14 protein-coding genes are annotated in these 17,776 nt (G+C 35.6%); 5 read left to right on the top strand and 9 right to left on the bottom strand.

The features are described 5' to 3' along the window. Nucleotides 1–3: 3 nt before the first annotated feature. Nucleotides 4–1,344 carry an ATP-dependent protease ATP-binding subunit ClpX gene (gene clpX, locus ACN4EE_RS04025; protein ID WP_431705114.1) on the top strand — a complete coding sequence of 447 codons (1,341 nt, stop codon included), beginning with the start codon at nucleotides 4–6 and terminating at the stop codon, nucleotides 1,342–1,344. Nucleotides 1,345–1,519: 175 nt separating this feature from the next. Further along, complete coding sequence (locus ACN4EE_RS04020) at nucleotides 1,520–2,362, top strand: cell division protein FtsQ/DivIB (RefSeq protein WP_431705113.1); 843 nt, start codon at nucleotides 1,520–1,522, stop codon at nucleotides 2,360–2,362. 599 nt (nucleotides 2,363–2,961) lie between these two features. Here ACN4EE_RS04020 and smc read toward each other — a convergent pair. After that, nucleotides 2,962–6,699 (bottom strand): chromosome segregation protein SMC, encoded by a 3,738-nt coding sequence (gene smc, locus ACN4EE_RS04015; RefSeq protein WP_431705112.1) that lies wholly within the window; start codon nucleotides 6,697–6,699, stop codon nucleotides 2,962–2,964. A gap of 1,005 nt (nucleotides 6,700–7,704) precedes the next feature. Between smc and ACN4EE_RS04010 the strand changes: the two genes are divergently transcribed. Then, the gene (locus tag ACN4EE_RS04010; protein ID WP_431705111.1) at nucleotides 7,705–7,941 is read left to right on the top strand and encodes a hypothetical protein; all 237 of its coding nucleotides are present in this window, start codon (nucleotides 7,705–7,707) and stop codon (nucleotides 7,939–7,941) included. A gap of 11 nt (nucleotides 7,942–7,952) precedes the next feature. Here the strand turns inward: ACN4EE_RS04010 and ACN4EE_RS04005 are convergent, their stop codons facing one another. From ACN4EE_RS04005 to fabI, 4 genes are all read right to left on the bottom strand, one after another. Continuing rightward, complete coding sequence (locus ACN4EE_RS04005; protein ID WP_431705110.1) at nucleotides 7,953–9,170, bottom strand: ABC transporter permease; 1,218 nt, start codon at nucleotides 9,168–9,170, stop codon at nucleotides 7,953–7,955. A gap of 76 nt (nucleotides 9,171–9,246) precedes the next feature. Further along, a complete protein-coding gene (rodA, locus tag ACN4EE_RS04000) occupies nucleotides 9,247–10,500 on the bottom strand; it encodes a rod shape-determining protein RodA (RefSeq protein ID WP_431705109.1) in 1,254 nt (417 codons plus the stop codon). 243 nt (nucleotides 10,501–10,743) lie between these two features. After that, the gene (locus ACN4EE_RS03995) at nucleotides 10,744–10,911 is read right to left on the bottom strand and encodes an NblA/ycf18 family protein (RefSeq protein WP_431705108.1); all 168 of its coding nucleotides are present in this window, start codon (nucleotides 10,909–10,911) and stop codon (nucleotides 10,744–10,746) included. Nucleotides 10,912–11,162: 251 nt separating this feature from the next. After that, on the bottom strand, nucleotides 11,163–11,948 hold the full coding sequence (gene fabI, locus ACN4EE_RS03990) for an enoyl-ACP reductase FabI (protein WP_431705107.1): 786 nt from the start codon (nucleotides 11,946–11,948) through the stop codon (nucleotides 11,163–11,165). 156 nt (nucleotides 11,949–12,104) lie between these two features. Between fabI and ntcA the strand changes: the two genes are divergently transcribed. Continuing rightward, nucleotides 12,105–12,782: a global nitrogen regulator NtcA gene (gene ntcA, locus ACN4EE_RS03985; protein WP_431705106.1), complete on the top strand. Its 678-nt coding sequence runs from the start codon at nucleotides 12,105–12,107 to the stop codon at nucleotides 12,780–12,782. Nucleotides 12,783–12,977: 195 nt separating this feature from the next. On the opposite strand, the gene ACN4EE_RS03980 is transcribed toward ntcA, so the two are convergent. The 4 genes from ACN4EE_RS03980 to ACN4EE_RS03965 all read right to left on the bottom strand — a co-directional run bounded on the left by ACN4EE_RS03980 (nucleotide 12,978) and on the right by ACN4EE_RS03965 (nucleotide 15,958). After that, the gene (locus ACN4EE_RS03980; RefSeq protein ID WP_431705105.1) at nucleotides 12,978–14,093 is read right to left on the bottom strand and encodes an ABC transporter permease; all 1,116 of its coding nucleotides are present in this window, start codon (nucleotides 14,091–14,093) and stop codon (nucleotides 12,978–12,980) included. Between the two features lie 66 nt (nucleotides 14,094–14,159). After that, nucleotides 14,160–14,471 carry a slr1957 family protein gene (locus ACN4EE_RS03975; protein WP_431705104.1) on the bottom strand — a complete coding sequence of 104 codons (312 nt, stop codon included), beginning with the start codon at nucleotides 14,469–14,471 and terminating at the stop codon, nucleotides 14,160–14,162. 202 nt (nucleotides 14,472–14,673) lie between these two features. Beyond that, nucleotides 14,674–15,423, bottom strand: a complete 750-nt coding sequence (locus ACN4EE_RS03970) for a phycobilisome rod-core linker polypeptide (RefSeq protein ID WP_431705103.1) — start codon at nucleotides 15,421–15,423, stop codon at nucleotides 14,674–14,676. A 247-nt stretch (nucleotides 15,424–15,670) separates the two neighbouring features. Continuing rightward, nucleotides 15,671–15,958: a GIDE domain-containing protein gene (locus tag ACN4EE_RS03965; RefSeq protein WP_431705177.1), complete on the bottom strand. Its 288-nt coding sequence runs from the start codon at nucleotides 15,956–15,958 to the stop codon at nucleotides 15,671–15,673. A gap of 181 nt (nucleotides 15,959–16,139) precedes the next feature. On the opposite strand from ACN4EE_RS03965, the gene ACN4EE_RS03960 reads away from it, so the two are divergent. After that, nucleotides 16,140–17,567, top strand: coding sequence for a cytochrome ubiquinol oxidase subunit I (locus ACN4EE_RS03960; RefSeq protein ID WP_431705176.1), 1,428 nt, complete (start codon nucleotides 16,140–16,142; stop codon nucleotides 17,565–17,567). Nucleotides 17,568–17,776: the final 209 nt, after the last annotated feature.

Below are 17,776 nucleotides of genomic sequence, written 5' to 3'. Positions count from 1 at the left end.
AACATGGCTAAATACGACTCTCATCTAAAATGCTCTTTTTGCGGTAAATCTCAAGAACAAGTGCGTAAATTAATCGCTGGTCCGGGGGTTTACATTTGTGATGAGTGTGTAGAACTCTGTAACGAAATTTTGGAAGAAGAATTAATGCCCGTTAACGCCCCTTCTTCTAAAGCAAAAAATAATTCTCGTCCGAATACAAAAAACAGTTCTAACACACGCAAACCTTTATCTTTCCATAAACTACCCAAACCCATCGAAATTAAACAGCAACTCGATGAATACGTCATTGGACAAGATGAAGCGAAAAAGGTGCTTTCCGTAGCTGTCTATAATCATTATAAACGCCTCACGGTATCTGAACTCGATCGAACCCACCATAACGAGGAAAACACTGTAGAAATTCAAAAATCTAATATTCTCTTGATTGGACCGACGGGATCGGGTAAAACATTATTAGCGCAAACCCTCGCCAAAATTCTGGATGTACCCTTTGCCATAGCTGATGCTACCACCCTCACAGAGGCAGGATATGTCGGTGAAGACGTGGAAAACATCCTCTTAAGACTATTACAAGTAGCCAATTTAGACCTAGAAGAAGCACAACGGGGTATTATTTACATAGACGAAATCGATAAAATCGCTCGTAAAAGTGAAAATCCTTCCATTACCAGAGATGTGTCAGGGGAAGGAGTACAACAAGCATTACTGAAAATGTTAGAAGGTACAGTGGCAAATGTACCCCCCCAAGGAGGCAGAAAACATCCTTATCAGGACTGCATTACGATCGATACCAGTAACATTCTCTTTATCTGCGGAGGAGCGTTTGTTGGTTTAGATAAAATTATCGAACAGAATAAAGAAAAGAAAGTATTAGGTTTTGAAATTCCTACCGATACTTCCACCAAAGAACAAAGAGTATCCGATGCCGCCCGAAACTTACAGCCCGATGATTTAGTTCGTTTTGGCTTAATTCCCGAATTTGCAGGACGTTTACCCGTAGTAGCAGTGTTAGACTCCCTCAATGAAGAAACTTTTATCGAAATTCTGACTCAACCCCGTAACGCCTTAGTCAAACAATATCAAAAACTAATCGGTATGGATAACGTTACCCTAGAATTTGAGCCTGATGCTATCCGTGCGATTGCTCAAGAAGCCTACAGACGTAAAACTGGAGCAAGGGCATTAAGAGGCATAGTCGAAGAAATCATGCTAGATGTGATGTACGAATTACCATCCCGTCAAGACGTGGCAAATTGTGTAATCACCAAAGAAATGGTAGAAAAACGTAGTACCGCAGAATTGTTGCTACATCCTTCTTCCTTACCCAAAAAAGAATCAGCATAGGTAATAAGTGGAGTTTGTAGTAATGGCTTCAGCCGTTGATGATTCAACCTTTTAATGTCAATATAAACTTATATAAAAGAAGAGTTAAAACCCTGACTACAAACTAAAAATTTTTGTTATATTTTAGCTATTGTCTTTGGCTTCTTCCCCATTCTCAATTGTAACGACTAAACTGATGACAGCAAAAACCTCCGTTTCTACTACCAAATTAAAAAATCGCCGTGACGAATTAAAAAATCAACGGCGATGGAGGAGTTTTGTTTCGGTAACTCGGACTCTATTAATTATGTCTTTGACAGGGGGGGTATTTTGGTTTTTAACCCTGCCAGAATGGGTAATTCAAGATGTCCAACAAATCAACATCGAAGGAAATGAATTACTTACCGATGACGAGATTCGTGGTTTAATACCCCTTCAATATCCCCAATCCCTATTACAGCTATCCACCAAAGATTTAACCGAAGCCCTACAAAAAAAAGTTCCCTTAGCCAACATTGTCATCAGGAGAGAATTATTACCGCCGAATTTGACGATTCGAGTCACAGAGAAAAAACCAGTAGCGGTTGCTTTTGCCATGCAAGTTGATCCCAAAACAAAAAAAATGGCATTACAACAGGTAGGGTATATTGATATAGATGGGATTTTTGTTTCTAATGAACTCTATCAAAATTTAGCACAACAACCAGAGTTAAAACCTACTTTAAGAATGATTGGCACTCCTCAAACATATCTAGCTTATTGGCAAGATTTTTATAATTTGTTAAGTCAATCCGCCGTCAAAATTACTCAGGTAAATTGGCAAAATCCCACTAATATTATTTTAACCACTGAATTAGGAACAGTATATTTAGGTGCTTATACCTCAAGATTTCCTCAACAATTAATGGTATTAGAAAAGCTAAAAAGTATCACTAGCAAAATCCCTAGGGAAAGAATTATTTATATTGATTTAACTGTTCCAGAAATGCCCTCTATCAAGGAGAAAAAACCTCCTAAAGAAGATGACAAAAAAAATTAATTTCTGTCTCTGTTGAATTTCGATCGATCCCTATAATAATCTCAGAAGGTATCAGGTAAGCAGGGCTGTTTCATTTTCAAATTTTTGTTTAAGAGAAAGTAATGAGTAAAGAGTAATAAGTAATGAGTTTTGATAATTTACTATCATAAATTGATTATTTCAAGATTTATTATTATTACCTGAAATCTGGAAGCAAAAAAAATCCCTAATACCCCTAATACCCCAACATTTTTTAGCAACTTACTTTGAAACAGCCCTGCCTATAAATAAGGTTTGCTGAATAAATCAAAAGGTTATTAAAATCAATGGTTTAGGCACACTATATTCACAAAAAAGTGTGAATTTTTGGCAATTTTTACTCAAAAACAGAGCATTTCAAATCTGATTATTCACAATACATATGTGTACTTGTTGAAGAGATAACGCTTCAAAATCTTGATTTTTCATTCTTTAACCTGACACCTGATACCTGATGCCTGATACCTACCCTCATCAAAATACTTTTTGTGCACCTCCTACTTATCTGTTACCTTTTGCCTTTTGCCTCTTGCCTTTCAACGACAATTTTTGTATCTCATCAAAACGAGAATTGCTATAGCTTATTCACTCTGTTTAAGTTTAATACCCAATACCTGAGTATAAGCCCCCTTCGCCTGAGTCACTCCGATCGTACGTTGGGCGGCTTCAATCATTGGTCTTCTTAAACTAACTACGATAAATTGAGCGGATTTTGCTTGTTGTTGAATCATTTTTGATAGTTTTTCTACATTAGCACCATCTAAAAACATATCCACCTCATCGAAGGCATAAAAAGGCGAAGGGCGGTATCTTTGTAAAGCAAAAATAAAGCTAAGGGCGGTTAAAGATTTTTCACCTCCTGACATAGAGCTTAATCTTTGTACGGGTTTTCCTTTGGGATGGGCAACTAAGGTTAAACCACCATTGAAAGGGTTATTTTCATCTTCTAATTTTAAGTAACCATCCCCCTCAGAAAGAGTAGCAAAAATCGTTTTAAAGTTTTCATTAACTGCTGTAAAAGACTCTTTAAAAGCTCTTAATCTTAAGGTTGTAAAATTCTCTACTCGTAATAATAATTCGGTTCTTTCTCCTTCTAAAGTTGCTAATTTTTGAGATAATTCCTCTAGTCTTTCCTGATTTTTTTCATACTGTTCTAAAGCTAACATATTAACAGGTTCAAGGGCTTCTAATTTCTTTTCTCCCTTACGAATTTCTTGTTTAATTTGCTCTAGGTGATCTTGCAAACTATCGAAGGTAATTTTATTATTAATATCACCACTTTCGGCATTATTAACTAACCAAGGAATTTCGGGTAAAGGATTGGGTAACTCTTGGCTTATCTCCTCTATTTGTAAGGTTAGCTCATTTAATTTAGTTTGCCCTTCTTGATGTTGTAAAACTATTTTTTCGATCGACCATTTTAGTTGTTGTTGTTCATTTTCTAACTGTTTAACTAGACTTTCCTGTTTATTTCTTTCCTGTTTAATACTCTCTAATTTTTGAGCTAATTCTTGGAACAGATTTTCATATTTAGTGATTTCCAGCTCGATCGAACTCAAGTCTTGAGTAAGGGTAATTTTTTCTTGTTGAATCTCATTTTGTTGAGTAGATAAAGAAGTGATATTATTTTGTGCTTCCGTAATTTTTTCCTGCAAATCTTGATGATTATTGACTAATTTATCTAAATTTTGTTGACTCTTATTTAACATCGATTGCTTATCTTCTAATAACAACTCCTGTTGACTAATAATCTGTTGTAAATTTTGCCATTCCTGATTATCATAGCTAGATTCTAACTCTTTTAATTCCTCTTGTTTTTGGTTTAATTGAGTCTGTAATAAAGGCAAATTTTGTTCAATATTTGTTAACTCTTGTTTGCCCTTAACTAATTCCTGATAGTTATTAGCATTACTACCAATAATTTTCTCTTTATCTTGTTCTAAACGATTAATTTCCTGTTGACATTGTTCTAAAAGAAGCAATTTTTTCTGTCTATTTTGTCTCTCTTGATTTAATTCTTCAGACCACCCCTTGACTAAGTGCCTTTTTTCTGATATTTTATTTGTACACTGGATAATTATGTCTTCAATTTCACTTATCCGCCGTCTTAACTCTCCAAAGTCCTTACTTTCCGTAGCCGATACCCTACCAAATTTCAGGCTCGATCGAGATGACACACTACCTCCCGTCATTGCTCCACTAGATTCCAACAACTCACCATCTAAAGTGACGATGCGTCCTTGCCCCATTAACTTCCGTGCTGAGTCCAAATCTTCAAACACGATCGTATTGCCAAAAACGTAAGCAAAAATCCCTTGATATTGAGAGTCAAACTTCACCAAATTAACCGCTAAATCAATAAAACCCCTAGCTTGAGACACCTCCCTAGGAATATGCAGACGGGGTGACTGTATTTTATTCAAAGGCAAAAAAGTTGCCCTTCCAGCCTTCTGTTGCTTGAGTAATTTAATCCCCAAGGAGGCAATGGTGTCATCTTCCACCACGATAAACCCTAAGCGACTTCCAGCCGAAATTTCCAACGCTAATTGATAACGAGATTCTACCTCCCCCAACTGCGCCACTAAACCACATACCCCCGGCAAGTCAGAATTTAAGATAATCTTACTAGCATAAGTACCTTGTGCCTCCTGTTGCGCTTGTTTAGTTGCCTCCAGTTTATCTAACTCCCGTTGTTTCTCCCTTTGCTCAATTTGTAAACGATGGATGGTATCTTCATTTAAGGCAATTTCTGCGTCAACTTTTGCAAGTTTCTCCGTTAATACTTGTATGTTCGATCCAGAGTCCCCTATTTCTTTTTCTAAAGTGGGTACTTGTTCAAGTTTTTTATTAATATCTTGCTCATACTTTGCTAATTGCTCATTTTCATTTTTTATCGTTGCCTGTAACTTATTACATCTTTCGGTTAACAAAGCCTGTTGAGTTAACTGAGGATTTAACTGTTTTTGAATAGTCGTAATTTCTTGATTTAATGCCGTTTGTTGAGCAACCCATGCTTGAGACTTAGAGGCAATTTGTTTCGCTTCCTCTTTATAAGTATCTAATTCATTTTTGATAGCAGTTTTTTCTGTTTCTAAATGAGGGAGAAGGTTAGTTTCTAATTGCTCAATTTCTGTGGTTAAACTTGTTAACTGTCGTTGATAACTATTAACTTTTTGCTCAATTTCCTTCTGTTTAGAAATCAAGTCATTATCTAACTTAGTCAACTCCTGTTGTCGTTTTAAAAGTTGTTCTCGTTTTGCCTTATCACTAGCTAACTTAGAAGCAACATTAATTTGTTCTTCTTCTCCCAAGGCTTTTACCTCCTCATTGAATGCCTTTAATTGCTCATTAGCGGTAATAATTTTACTGTCAATTTTATTCAAATTTTCTGTCTTTTGAGTTTGTTTAGTTTCTAAGTCTAATAATGTCTTTTTAATCTCCTCTTTTTGTTGTTGTAAATAACGCCAATTAATCACGATTTCCCATTGTTTTTTCTCGTGAATTTGTGCCTTCAGTTTTTGATATTTACTCGCCTTCTCAGAATCCTGTTTCAACTTGGCACTATTTTCTGTTAACTCGTCTTGGATAATATGACATTTCTCCTCCCTCTCCTTCACCGCCTCCAGAGTCGTCTTCGTTTGCTCAATTTTTCGATCGAACTCTGCAACACCAGCTAATTCATCAATAATTTCTCGTCTTTCCTTAGCATTCATCGTAATAATGCGAGTCACATCTCCTTGCAAAACCACGTTATAACCTTCGGGATAAATGCGCAGACGATTTAATTGTTCATGGAGTTCATTAGCAGTACAAGGACTATCATTAAGATAAAAAGTGGAGGCATAACTACCGCCTTTAGTGACTCTTAAACGTCTAGTTACTTTTAACTCAGAGAGAGATTCTAAGTTAATTTTTGGTTGATTTTTAGACTTATCATTTTCAACAGTATTTTCTTCTTCTTTATCATCATAAAAATTATCATTATCTGAATAATTAAAACTACTATTTAACTCATTATTATCATCAGATATATTATTATTTAAAATTTCTAAATTTTCTAAATCAAAAGTAACAGATACAATCGTTTCCATAACCTTTCCAATATTATTTTGACTATTATTAATCAAATCTGGTAGTCTTTCTGCCCTCATTCCCTTTGAACTTGCTAAACCTAAACAGAATAATAAAGCATCCAAAATATTAGATTTTCCTGAGCCATTTGGTCCAGAAATTACCGTAAAACCGGGTAAAAAAGGCACAGCATTATTACCACCAAAAGACTTGAAACGAGATAACTCTACACGCTTAACAAATACCATAGAATAATTAGGAATTAGGAATGAGAAATGAGGAATGAGATATTAGAAATTAGACAAAAATGAAAGTTGAAAATAGATATAAATTGAGAATACTTTTAACGTTTTTTATGTTTGATTATCACTTTATCAGTGTTTAATCGTCATTTTTTTTGTGACTTAAGAATTGAATGTTAATTTTTGTTTAAGATATTTTATCTTATCATTATTCTTCATATTGTCATTGCGAGGATACGAAGCAATCTCTTAATGTTCTATTTCAGGTTATGATGTCTAACTACTAAGAATAATAGAGTTAAAGTCTGACATCAGAAAAAAGATACAGGGGTTTTCCATTCACTATTAATAATAATTATCAATTAATAATGATGATAAAGTTCGATCGAGCTTGTTATAGAAAGGATTAGATTTATTTTGTTGATACTATTAGCAATTAGGAAAGGGTAGTTACAGGAGAAAAACAAGGAATTGAAAGGGATTGCCTATTAATTGTGATGATAAGGAAGAAATGATAGAGTGATGTTGAATGTTGGTATCAAAAAAATAGACGAGGGTTTCGTCTTCGCTATCAATAATAATTATTAAATAATAATTGTGATAAAGTTCGATCGAGCTTGTTATAGAAAGGATTAGATTTATTTTGTTGATACTATTAGCAATTAGGAAAGGGTAGTTACAGGAGAAAAACAAGGAATTGAAAAGGATTACCTATTAATTGTGATGACAAGGGAGAAATAATAGAGTGATGTTGAATGTTGGTATGAGAAAAAATAGAAGGGGTTTCGCCCTCACTATTGATAATAATTATTAAATAATCATGGTGACAAAGTTCGATCGAGCCTATTATATATAGGTTATAAAGGATTAAATTTACTATTATTGATATTATTCGCAATTAAAAAGTGTTTGTTATTTTTTAAACCTGACAATTAAAAATACTTTCATTATACTTTGAGACAACTAATATTATAATAGCTTAATAATTATTTAACATTTTGGTGTGAGACAATGGTAAACATAATATTCATCGAAGCTCGTGGTGGTTTAACTACGAGTGAAACTCTTTTGCAGGTAATTAATCAGAATCCTCAAGGATTAACTCTTAAGCAATTAAGCAATACTATCAACCGCCCTGTCAGCATGATTAATATTTGTCTAAAACAATTAAGCAGTAAAAAACAGGTCATAATACGATTAAGAGGAATGCAGAAATTGATTTACCCCCACAATTTTTGCTCTCAATGATGTGTATTAAACTAGGCACTTCTTAAGGCGACAATGGGATCGAGTTTGGCGGCTTGTTGCGCTGGAACTACACCAAAAAACAAGCCAATACCTCCCGATACTCCCACGGCTAAAAGAATAGTAGTAGTGGAAACAGTAGTGGGTAAAGGTGACATCAGTGCGATCGAACTTAAAACCCCAATACCTAACATCGTGCCAAATATTCCTCCCGTAGCTGAAATAATAATAGCTTCGATTAAAAATTGAGAGAGTATATTACCCTCTGTTGCCCCTATGGCTTTTCTTAAACCAATTTCTTGGGTTCTTTCACTGACAGAGACTAACATAATATTCATTACCCCAATTCCTCCGACTAACAGAGAAATCCCTGCAATCGCACCTAACATAATAGTCAGTCCACTGGTGACAGTACCCACAATATTTAAAATATCCTTTTGGGTTTCCACTCGAAAATCATCTTCCCTGACTATTTTATGTCTCAAACGCAGTAAATTTTCAATCTGGAATCGGGCGGCGAATATATCTTGAGGGCTTCTGGCGGTGACAGAAATAAAACTCAACTCTAAACCGTAGTTAGAGGTTTTGCCCACAATTTGATTAGCCATAGTAGTGAGGGGGATGTATAAACTTTCATCCTGATTCGTGCCTAAAAACGAGCCTTTGGACTCCATAATGCCGATTACTTCAAAAGAAACGTTTTTGATTCTTAAACGCTTTCCTATGGGATTTTCCCCTAGAAAAAAATCTTCGACAATTTGTGAGCCTAAAACTACAACTCTATTATTGCGTCTCACATCTAAATCGGTGATAAATCTTCCTTGGGCAACATCAAAACTACGCACTGTTAAAAATTCGGGGGTTGTACCAATAATGGAGACGTTATTATTGCGATTACCATAGGTTACTAAAAGACGAGAGTTGATTTGAGGGGCTACTTCTGTAACGGTAGGTACTTGGGTGGCGATCGCCTCTGCATCTGATAACACAAGGGTTTTAGGAGTATCAAAAGTGGTACGGCGAGATTCTCGACTGCCAGGTACAACAAACAGTACATTAGCACCTAAAGACTCGAATTGTTCTTCTGCTAATTGTTGCGCAGCTTGACCTATTCCGATCATCGAAATAACGGAAGCGTTACCTATAATAATCCCTAACATGGTTAAGCTACTACGCATTTTATTTGCTAGTAGGGTTGTAATAGCCATTTTGATACTATCGGTAATTTTCATAAGTAGGGGTTGCTGAAAAAGTATTTTGGTGAGGGTAGGGAATAGGGAATAGGGAATAGGGAATAGAGAATGTGGGTTAAAAAATTCGATCGAAAGACAGAAAACGACGAGGTTTGGCTTTCTTGACTATTCTAGCGTTTGCGACTGCTTCCACTAAACCAAAGGCAATAAAGTTAGTTAATAAAGATGATCTACCATAACTAAGAAAAGGTAAAGGTATCCCCGTAATCGGTGCTAATCCCATAGTCATACCTAAATTTACGATGGTTTGAAAGGCAATCATCGCTAATACCCCGATAGCTAATAATGAACCAAAATTGTCTCTCGATCGAACGGCAATAACTACCAAGCGCCAACAGATTAACCAATAGACTGCTATAACAAAAAGACTACCAACTAAGCCAAATTGATCAGCAACGGCACTAAAGATAAAATCGGTATGTTGTTCGGGAACGAAGTTAAGATGAGTTTGAGTAGCCTCAAGAAAACCATTACCCCATATTCTACCAGAACCAATGGCAATTCTGGACTGTATTAAATGATAACCTCCACCGAGGGGATCTTTTTCTGGTTCTAAAAATAAAGTGATACGATCTTGTTGATAGGGTTGTAATAAATTCCATAAAATGCCCCCCATTTTTCCTGCACCATAATTGATGGTAAGGGTGACTAAAGCCCAAAGCGCCCTAATTTGTTGAGGAAAGGTAAACCATGCAATTAAAATCATGGCGGTAACGAAAATCAACCAAGCAGGTAATAATAAATTGAATAAAAATGCTGAGACGATGGGGGATAATATTAATAAAATCCAACCTAAGTTCATATTTGCCCAATAAAGCATCGTTAAGCTAACAGCACCAAATACAAGGGATGTGCCTAAATCGGGTTGAATTAAAGTCAATATCCAAGGTACAGATACCATTGCCATAACGGGGAGAAGGTTAATTAATTTTGAGCCGTCTCGATAATGTAATAGGGCGGATAGACTGACGATAAAACCTACTTTAGCAAATTCGGAGGGTTGGAAGTGAAAACCGCCTAAATTAATCCATCTTTGCGCACCATTAACGGTATCTCCCGCAAAAATGACAACTACTAACAGTATATTGGTTATGGCGTAGGTTATCCAATGAAATCGTAATAGTATTTCGTAGGGAAAATAGGATAAACCCATTAAAATAATAAAACCCACCACTGTCATAATTAGCTGTTGTTGCCAATCAGATATTTGCTCATAGCTTTGGGTACTATAAATAATTAAAGAACCAAAGGAGCTTAATCCCACTATTAAGCAGATTAAAAACCAATCTAAATTTCTGGTATTATTCACGTTCGATCGAGATCATTAAAACTTCATTGTTGATAGTCTAGCTTAATAATTGTCCTTTCGTGGTTAGATTAGTTCGATCGAGCTTAAACATTTTAGACATAATGTAGCGACAATAAAAAAATTCAGTAAAAGACGTTGTTGAGATAAAAAATAAAAGACATAGAATTTAGATAACAGTTAACAAAGAATCTCATTGCCGAGAAATACAATGATTATCAAATTTACAACAACGTCTAGGGAATTTTACACATTTTTGAATAATTGTTTCATTAAGTTATCTTTCACCATCATCTGACGAAATACCTCAATTAAATATTCTTGGGCTTGTTCTTGACTTAACTTTTTAACTTGATCTTTGAGAACTTCCAACTTAAATTGTTGTTCCAAACTCAGTTTAGTAGGTGTTTCCATTAGTTTTACTCCTCAATTAATTCATTAGATATAAATAACCTAACATAAGGATATTAAAACCGCAACTTTGTCAAGCAATCTGTCTAAATTGTTACTTTTTTTAACATTTTTAAAAAGTACGGTTGTCTCAAAGTACTTCAGATAGGTTTAAACCCAATATTTATTAGAAATCAGAAATCTATATAAAAATCTTCATTCTTCATTCTTCATTCTTCATTCTTCATTCTTCATTCTTCATTCTTCATTCCTAATTACCCTTGAGTCATGCCCATTATTTCGTAACCTGCATCAACATAAATAATTTGTCCAGTAATACCACTAGCTAAATCACTGCACAAAAAGGCGGCGGTGTTGCCTACTTCGATTTGAGTTACGGTACGTTTTAAGGGGGCAACGGCTTCCACATGGTGAATCATGTCTAAAATACCCCCAACGGCTGAAGATGCAAGGGTGCGGATGGGACCCGCCGAAATAGCATTTACCCTTACATTTTGACTACCTAATTCGGAGGCTAAATAACGCACACTCATTTCTAAGGCTGATTTAGCAATACCCATAACGTTATAGTTGGGAATGACTTTTACTCCTCCTAAATAGCTTAAGGTGACAATACTTCCTCCCGATGCCATCATGGGTTTAGCTGATTGTACTAAACGAGTGAGAGAATAGGCACTAATATCGAGGGCTGTTTTAAAACCATCACGGGAAGTGTTGCTAAAATCTCCTGCTAAATCGTCTTTTTGAGCAAAGGCTAAACAATGGATTAAAATATCGATATGTCCCCATTTTTCTTTAATTTGGGCAAAGGTTTCATCTATTTGAGCATCATCTTGTACGTTACAGGGTAAAAAAACGCTAGGGTTTAAAGGGGCAACTAATTCTCCTACTTTTTTCTCAAATCTCCCTTTTTCATCGGGCAGGTAGGTGACACCAATATTTGCCCCTGCTTTATGTAGCTGTTGAGCAATACCCCATGCGATCGATTTATTATTAGCAATACCAGTTACAAGGGCATTTTTTCCTTTTAAATCTAACATATTCTTGATTTTTTCTTTAATTTTCTGTAATATCTGACAATAATTGATTAAACTAATTACGTTATAGATAGTTATCTAGTTTACAATTACTTATCTTCTTATAAAAAGTGTCCTTTATTCGATCGAACATTAAATATTATTAAGTAACTATCCCCTATGCAATCAATCTTAAATCAAGAACAACCTTTAGCCTCTGTATTTCGTCAAATTGGAGCTGGAATTTATACTCCTGTAGTGGAAAGATTTGAACGTGGTAAGACAATTTTTTTTCCCGGAGATCCAGCAGAAAGGGTATATTTTTTAATGAAGGGTGCTGTCAAATTGTCACGGGTGTATGAAGCAGGAGAGGAAATAACAGTAGCTTTATTGAGAGAAAATAGTGTTTTTGGGGTTTTGTCTTTGGTAACAGGGCAAAAGTCCGATCGATTCTATCATGCGGTGGCTTTCACTCCTGTAGAATTATTATCAGCCCCTATTGAGCATTTTCAACGAGCGTTAAGAGATAATCCTGAACTATCACGACTTATGTTACAAGGATTGTCTTCTCGAATTTTACAAACAGAATTAATGATTGAAACCCTTGCCCATCGTGACATGGCTTCTCGTTTAGTTAGTTTCCTGTTGATACTATGTCGAGATTTTGGGATTCCTAGCCTTAATGGTGTTACGATCGATCTCAAACTATCCCATCAGGCTATTGCCGAAGCCATTGGTTCAACACGGGTGACGGTAACAAGATTACTAGGAGAATTAAGACAAGACGGCTTGATTTCTATTACCAAGAAAAAAATTACAGTCCATAATCCAGTCGCATTAAGTCAACAATTTGCTTAAAAATTGAGTAATAAGTAGGGTTTGCTCAAAAAGTGTTTTAGTTAGGGGGTGCACAAAAAGTATTTTGATGAGGGTAAGTATCAGGTGTCAGGTGTCAGGTGTCAGGTTAAAGAATGAAAAATCAAGATTTTGAATCTAATCATTAGCTTTAGACTATATTTATTATTACGATTTAGTTTCAAGAACCCTTAATTCTTAATTCCTAATGCTTTTGGGATCGAGTGCATCCCTTAATCCATCCCCTAATAAATTAAAAGATAGTACCGTTAAAATAATTAAAATAGCAGGAGGAAAAATTAGCCAAGGTTGTAAAACTAATACCGAAGCATTGGAGGCTAATGACAGTAAATTACCCCAACTGGGATCGGGTTGTTGAATGCCTAAACCAATCAAACTTAATACAGATTCTGCCACGATAAAACTAGGAATGGAAAGAGTGGCAGAAATGACTATATAAGTCGCTGTTTGCGGTAAAATATGCTTGATAATAATATAGAAAGAATTTGCCCCGATCGATCTAGCAGACTGCACAAATTCTTGTTCTTTGAGGGTTAAAACTTGCCCCCTAATAACTCTAGCTAAACCCGACCAACCGATAAAAGAAGTAATTAAAATAATTAACATAAATCTCTGCGCACTGCTCAAACTCGGCGGTAAAACGGCGGCTAATGCTACTAATAAATAAATACCCGGTATGGTCATCAAAACTTCCACCAGTCGCATTAAAATATTGTCTAAAATGCCTCCAAAATAACCTGCAATGCCTCCAATTATCATGCCGAGGGGAAAAGAAATTAAAATGCCAATTAAGCCAATAAAAAGGCTAATTCTTCCGCCAAATAATATTCTACTAAATTGATCTCTACCCTGTTCATCTGTGCCTAAAAGATTAATTTTTCCTTCTCCTAAAGTACCGAATAAACGTCTTTGCAGAGTAAAACCTGAGAAGATTTCTACCTCGTCAAAGGTGGGGGGTAAAGGTAATTTTATTTGTAAAAATTGATAGGGTTCACCCTTAACAAATAAACGAATGGGAGAAGGTTTTGTGTAGTCTATTTCTAAGGTTCGATCGCCCGTGTTTATATCGGTTCGTCCTTGAGTAGTAGGATATACATGAAGTCCGATAAATTGTTTATCTTGATTACGCCAATAAATAGTAGTTGGTGGCAATAAAGAACCATTTTCCTGAGCAGAATAGGGATTATAGGGGGCAATAAAATCCGCACCTAATACCATAGCATAAAAAAATACAAGAATGATAAACCCTGATTTTGCCAAAGGATTATTTTTTAGTTTTCGCCACCAATTCATGAAGAATGAAGAATTAAGAATGAAGAATTAAGAATGAAGAATTAAAAATTATGCACTATTCACTATTCACTCTACTTCAAAATGTCCCACCACGATCGAACAAAAAGCAAAAGCAAACACTAAAGGCATAGGACAATTGAGAAAATAAGTTAAAAGTATTGCCGTTAAAGTAATTATAATAGCACTTCCCAACCAAATTTTTTCCTGTGGAGAAAAGCCTTTTTCAGCTTTGATTTCAATTAAAGTTTCTTTAGGAATGGGCAAAGGTATAACCCCATGAGGAGGAAAAGCCCAATAATCACGGCGTTCTACAAACAGATCAGTCCAACCGTTTTTATTACACCATTCTTTAATCCAGTCGTCGGAAAAATGTTTCATTACCCTTTATGAAATTTGATTCTTACTTTTTCAGATTATCAAATGTTTTAAAAAGGGTTTTATTTTGTTTATTAAATTTAATATTTAAGAAATTTTTTTGAGTATAAATACTCAGATGGGAACTAGAAATTAGGAACAAGAAATCATCTCTTCCTAATTATTCATTCCTCAATTTCTGATCAACTATCAACTTTAAATCAACTTAACGGCGGTAAGGAACTTTATCTAAACTGATATTTCCTGCCGAAACACGGGGAGTGGGAGCTGGTTTAGCATTAATGCTACGAGCCATATTGAGGTATAAAGAAGGATCTCCTGCTTTTGCCTGTTTTTCTTGAGGTACGAAACGGCGTACTTGATTTTGCCAGATAATTTGAGGGAATCCGAGAACGCCACGATAGTAAGCATCGTAACGAGGAGAAGAAATATTAAAGGGTCTTTCTCCTAATTCCCGGGAAGGTAAATTACGACGGCGTTGGTAAGGTACGATGTCATAACCAAAGTTTTCTAAGTATTCATCGGAGTTTAATAACTCATCAATGAAGCCTTTAATCCCTTTATTTACTACCACGATCGACCAAGCAATTTTTTCTCTTTCGCTGTAAGGCTCACGACCCAATACTTTTTGAATACAGTGCTGTACAAAGCGATAGTTACTATTTTTATCGTAAAAACTACTTTTAAAAGTTTCGGATAATAATAAACCACGAATAAAATCACGCACGGTAATTTGTTTATTGCGTAATTGAGATTCTAAGGCGATTTCACGATCGGATTTGAAAGCATGGAAAAAGATTTGACGATAAGCCGCTTCGATCAATACATCCATATCAGATGGACTATAAAGACTTTCAGCATTATAAACTCTGGGTTGTTCGTCTCCGCCTACTTCAAAGCCTTCTACACGAGTGTTTTGAGAATTAGGGGCGTAATTTAAAAGAGGAATAGCCAATGTTAAGACCTCCGTATCTTAAGATTATCTTAAATGTTTTTTTCTACAATCATTAGCATAATCGACAAGGGTAACTTACCTTAAGAAACGTAAAGATTTGTTACACTCACCACTTGCTCAGGCAATAATGAGTAATGAGTAATGGGTAATGAGTAATGAGTAATGAGTAATGAGTAAAAAGCAACTGGCAAAGGTGATTAATTCTTAATTCTTAATTTTTAATTCTTCATTCTTAACTGATTCTGTGTTAAAAAATTGAGAGAATCATTAAAATTATTCCCAAAATACCACAGACGATCGAACCGATTAAAAAGTATTTCTGACTTTCTCCGTAACTATGTATTAAAGCCTCGTTAGTTTTAAGGGAAATCAAGAACATTTCCTTATTGTTAGCAGGTTTAATTATCTTTAAATCTCCTGTTTCATCGCTCACTTGCCCAATAATTAAAACTTCTTGTCCAACAGGTAAAATAGACTCTGTATAACGATAACCTAAAGTTCTTCGATCGTTCCTTAAACCACGATTATTTAAGATTGTCTAATTTTATCGGTACAGTCTGTTAACCCAGATAAAAATATATAAGCAATTAATTGTAGTGATTAAAAATAATCTTTGTTAACAAATCTCAACATAAAATTCAAAAAAAGACGATCGGTCAAAGAGAAAAAGTAACTAAAATAAAAAAGTTATTCGTAAAATGGACTCATCATCCCCTATGGATTTTCTTTCTGATACTCTAGTTTTATCTAGGATGCAGTTTGCCTTTACTGCAATTTTTCATATGTTATGGCCTGTTTTGACTACAGGTATGGCAATATATTTAGTTATCGTAGAAGGCTTATGGCTAAAAACCAAAAACCCTACTTACTATTATCATGCTCGATTTTGGGCAAAACTCTATGTACTAAATTTTGGTATCGGTGTCGCATCAGGCTCACCTATGGCATTTCAATTCGGCACAAACTGGGCGCCTTTTTCTGAATCCGTAGGAGATTTTTTTGGTAGTGTCTTAGGTTTTGAAGCCACTATGGCTTTTATGTTAGAGGCTGGATTTTTAGGCATTATGTTATTCGGTTGGGAAAGAGTGCCTCCAGTTATCCACTATATTGCCACTATATTAGTAGCAGTGGGTGCAAATCTTTCTACTTTCTGGATTCTCATTGCCAATTCTTGGATGCAAACTCCCGCAGGAGGAGAATTTATCGAGGGTAAATTTATCGTTAGCAATTATTTTGGGGCGATGGCGAATCCTTTTATGATTAAGAGTGTTTCCCATATGTTTTTAGCTACCCTCGAAACCTCTCTTTTTGTGATTGGCGGTATTAGTGCATGGTATCTTATCAATAAACGTCATACCGAATTTTTCTCAAAATCCCTCAAAATTGTTTTAGTGGTTGCCATTGCCATTACTCCTTTACAAATTTTTGTCGGGCATTTAAGTGCTGAACAAGTGTACCATTATCAACCAACAAAATTGGCGGCAATGGAAGCGCAATGGGAAACTATCCCCGCAGGAGAAACAGGGGATTGGAGTTTACTGGCTTTCCCTAATGAAAAAACAGAAAGCAATAATTGGGAAATCAAGATTCCTAACGCATTAGGTTACATTTTAGAATTTAAACCTCGTTTAAGTGCGCCCGTTTTAGGCTTAAAAGAATTTGCTCCCATCGATCGACCCAAAATGGTAGGATTGATTTACTATGCTTTTCGTTTAATGAGTGGTATTGCCTTTATTTTAGTGGGAGTAGTGATAGCTTCCGTCATCCAATGGTTAAGGGGAAAACTATCTTCAGAAAATATCAGTCAACAAAAATTACTGCTTTTATCGTGGATATGGAGTGCGCCTCTAGGCTATTTAGCCGTTGAATCTGGTTGGATAGTGCGGTGTGTCGGCAGACAACCTTGGACTGTTTACGGGCAAATTCGCACAGCAGACGCTGTTTCTAACCTTCCTGCTAGTAACGTCTTAACATCCCTATCAATTTTTTTAATTATCTACACTTTACTCTTTTTCTCAGCGTTATTCTTTGGTAGCCGTATCATCAAAAAAGGACCAAATTTTGACTTACCAATCCCCGGAGAAGAATTACCAGTAACCCTAAATCCTGCACAACATATTCCCGACAGTCGCCCAGTTAATTAGGCAAGAAGTAAGGAGTAAGGAGTAAGGGGTAAGGAGTAAGGAGTAATGAGTAAGGAGTAAGGAGTAAGGAGTAATGAGTAAGGAGTAAGGAGTAATGAGTAATGAGTAATGAGGAATAACGTAGGGGTTTAATATATTAAACCCACCTCCACCAACAAATATCGTTATTTCTTTTTCCTTTCCCTCCTCTCCCCCCTCTCCCCCTCTCC

The organism is Geminocystis sp. CENA526, from assembly GCF_050753365.1.
GTDB lineage: Bacteria > Cyanobacteriota > Cyanobacteriia > Cyanobacteriales > Cyanobacteriaceae > Geminocystis.
This window is presented reverse-complemented; position numbering and strand designations above follow the sequence as displayed.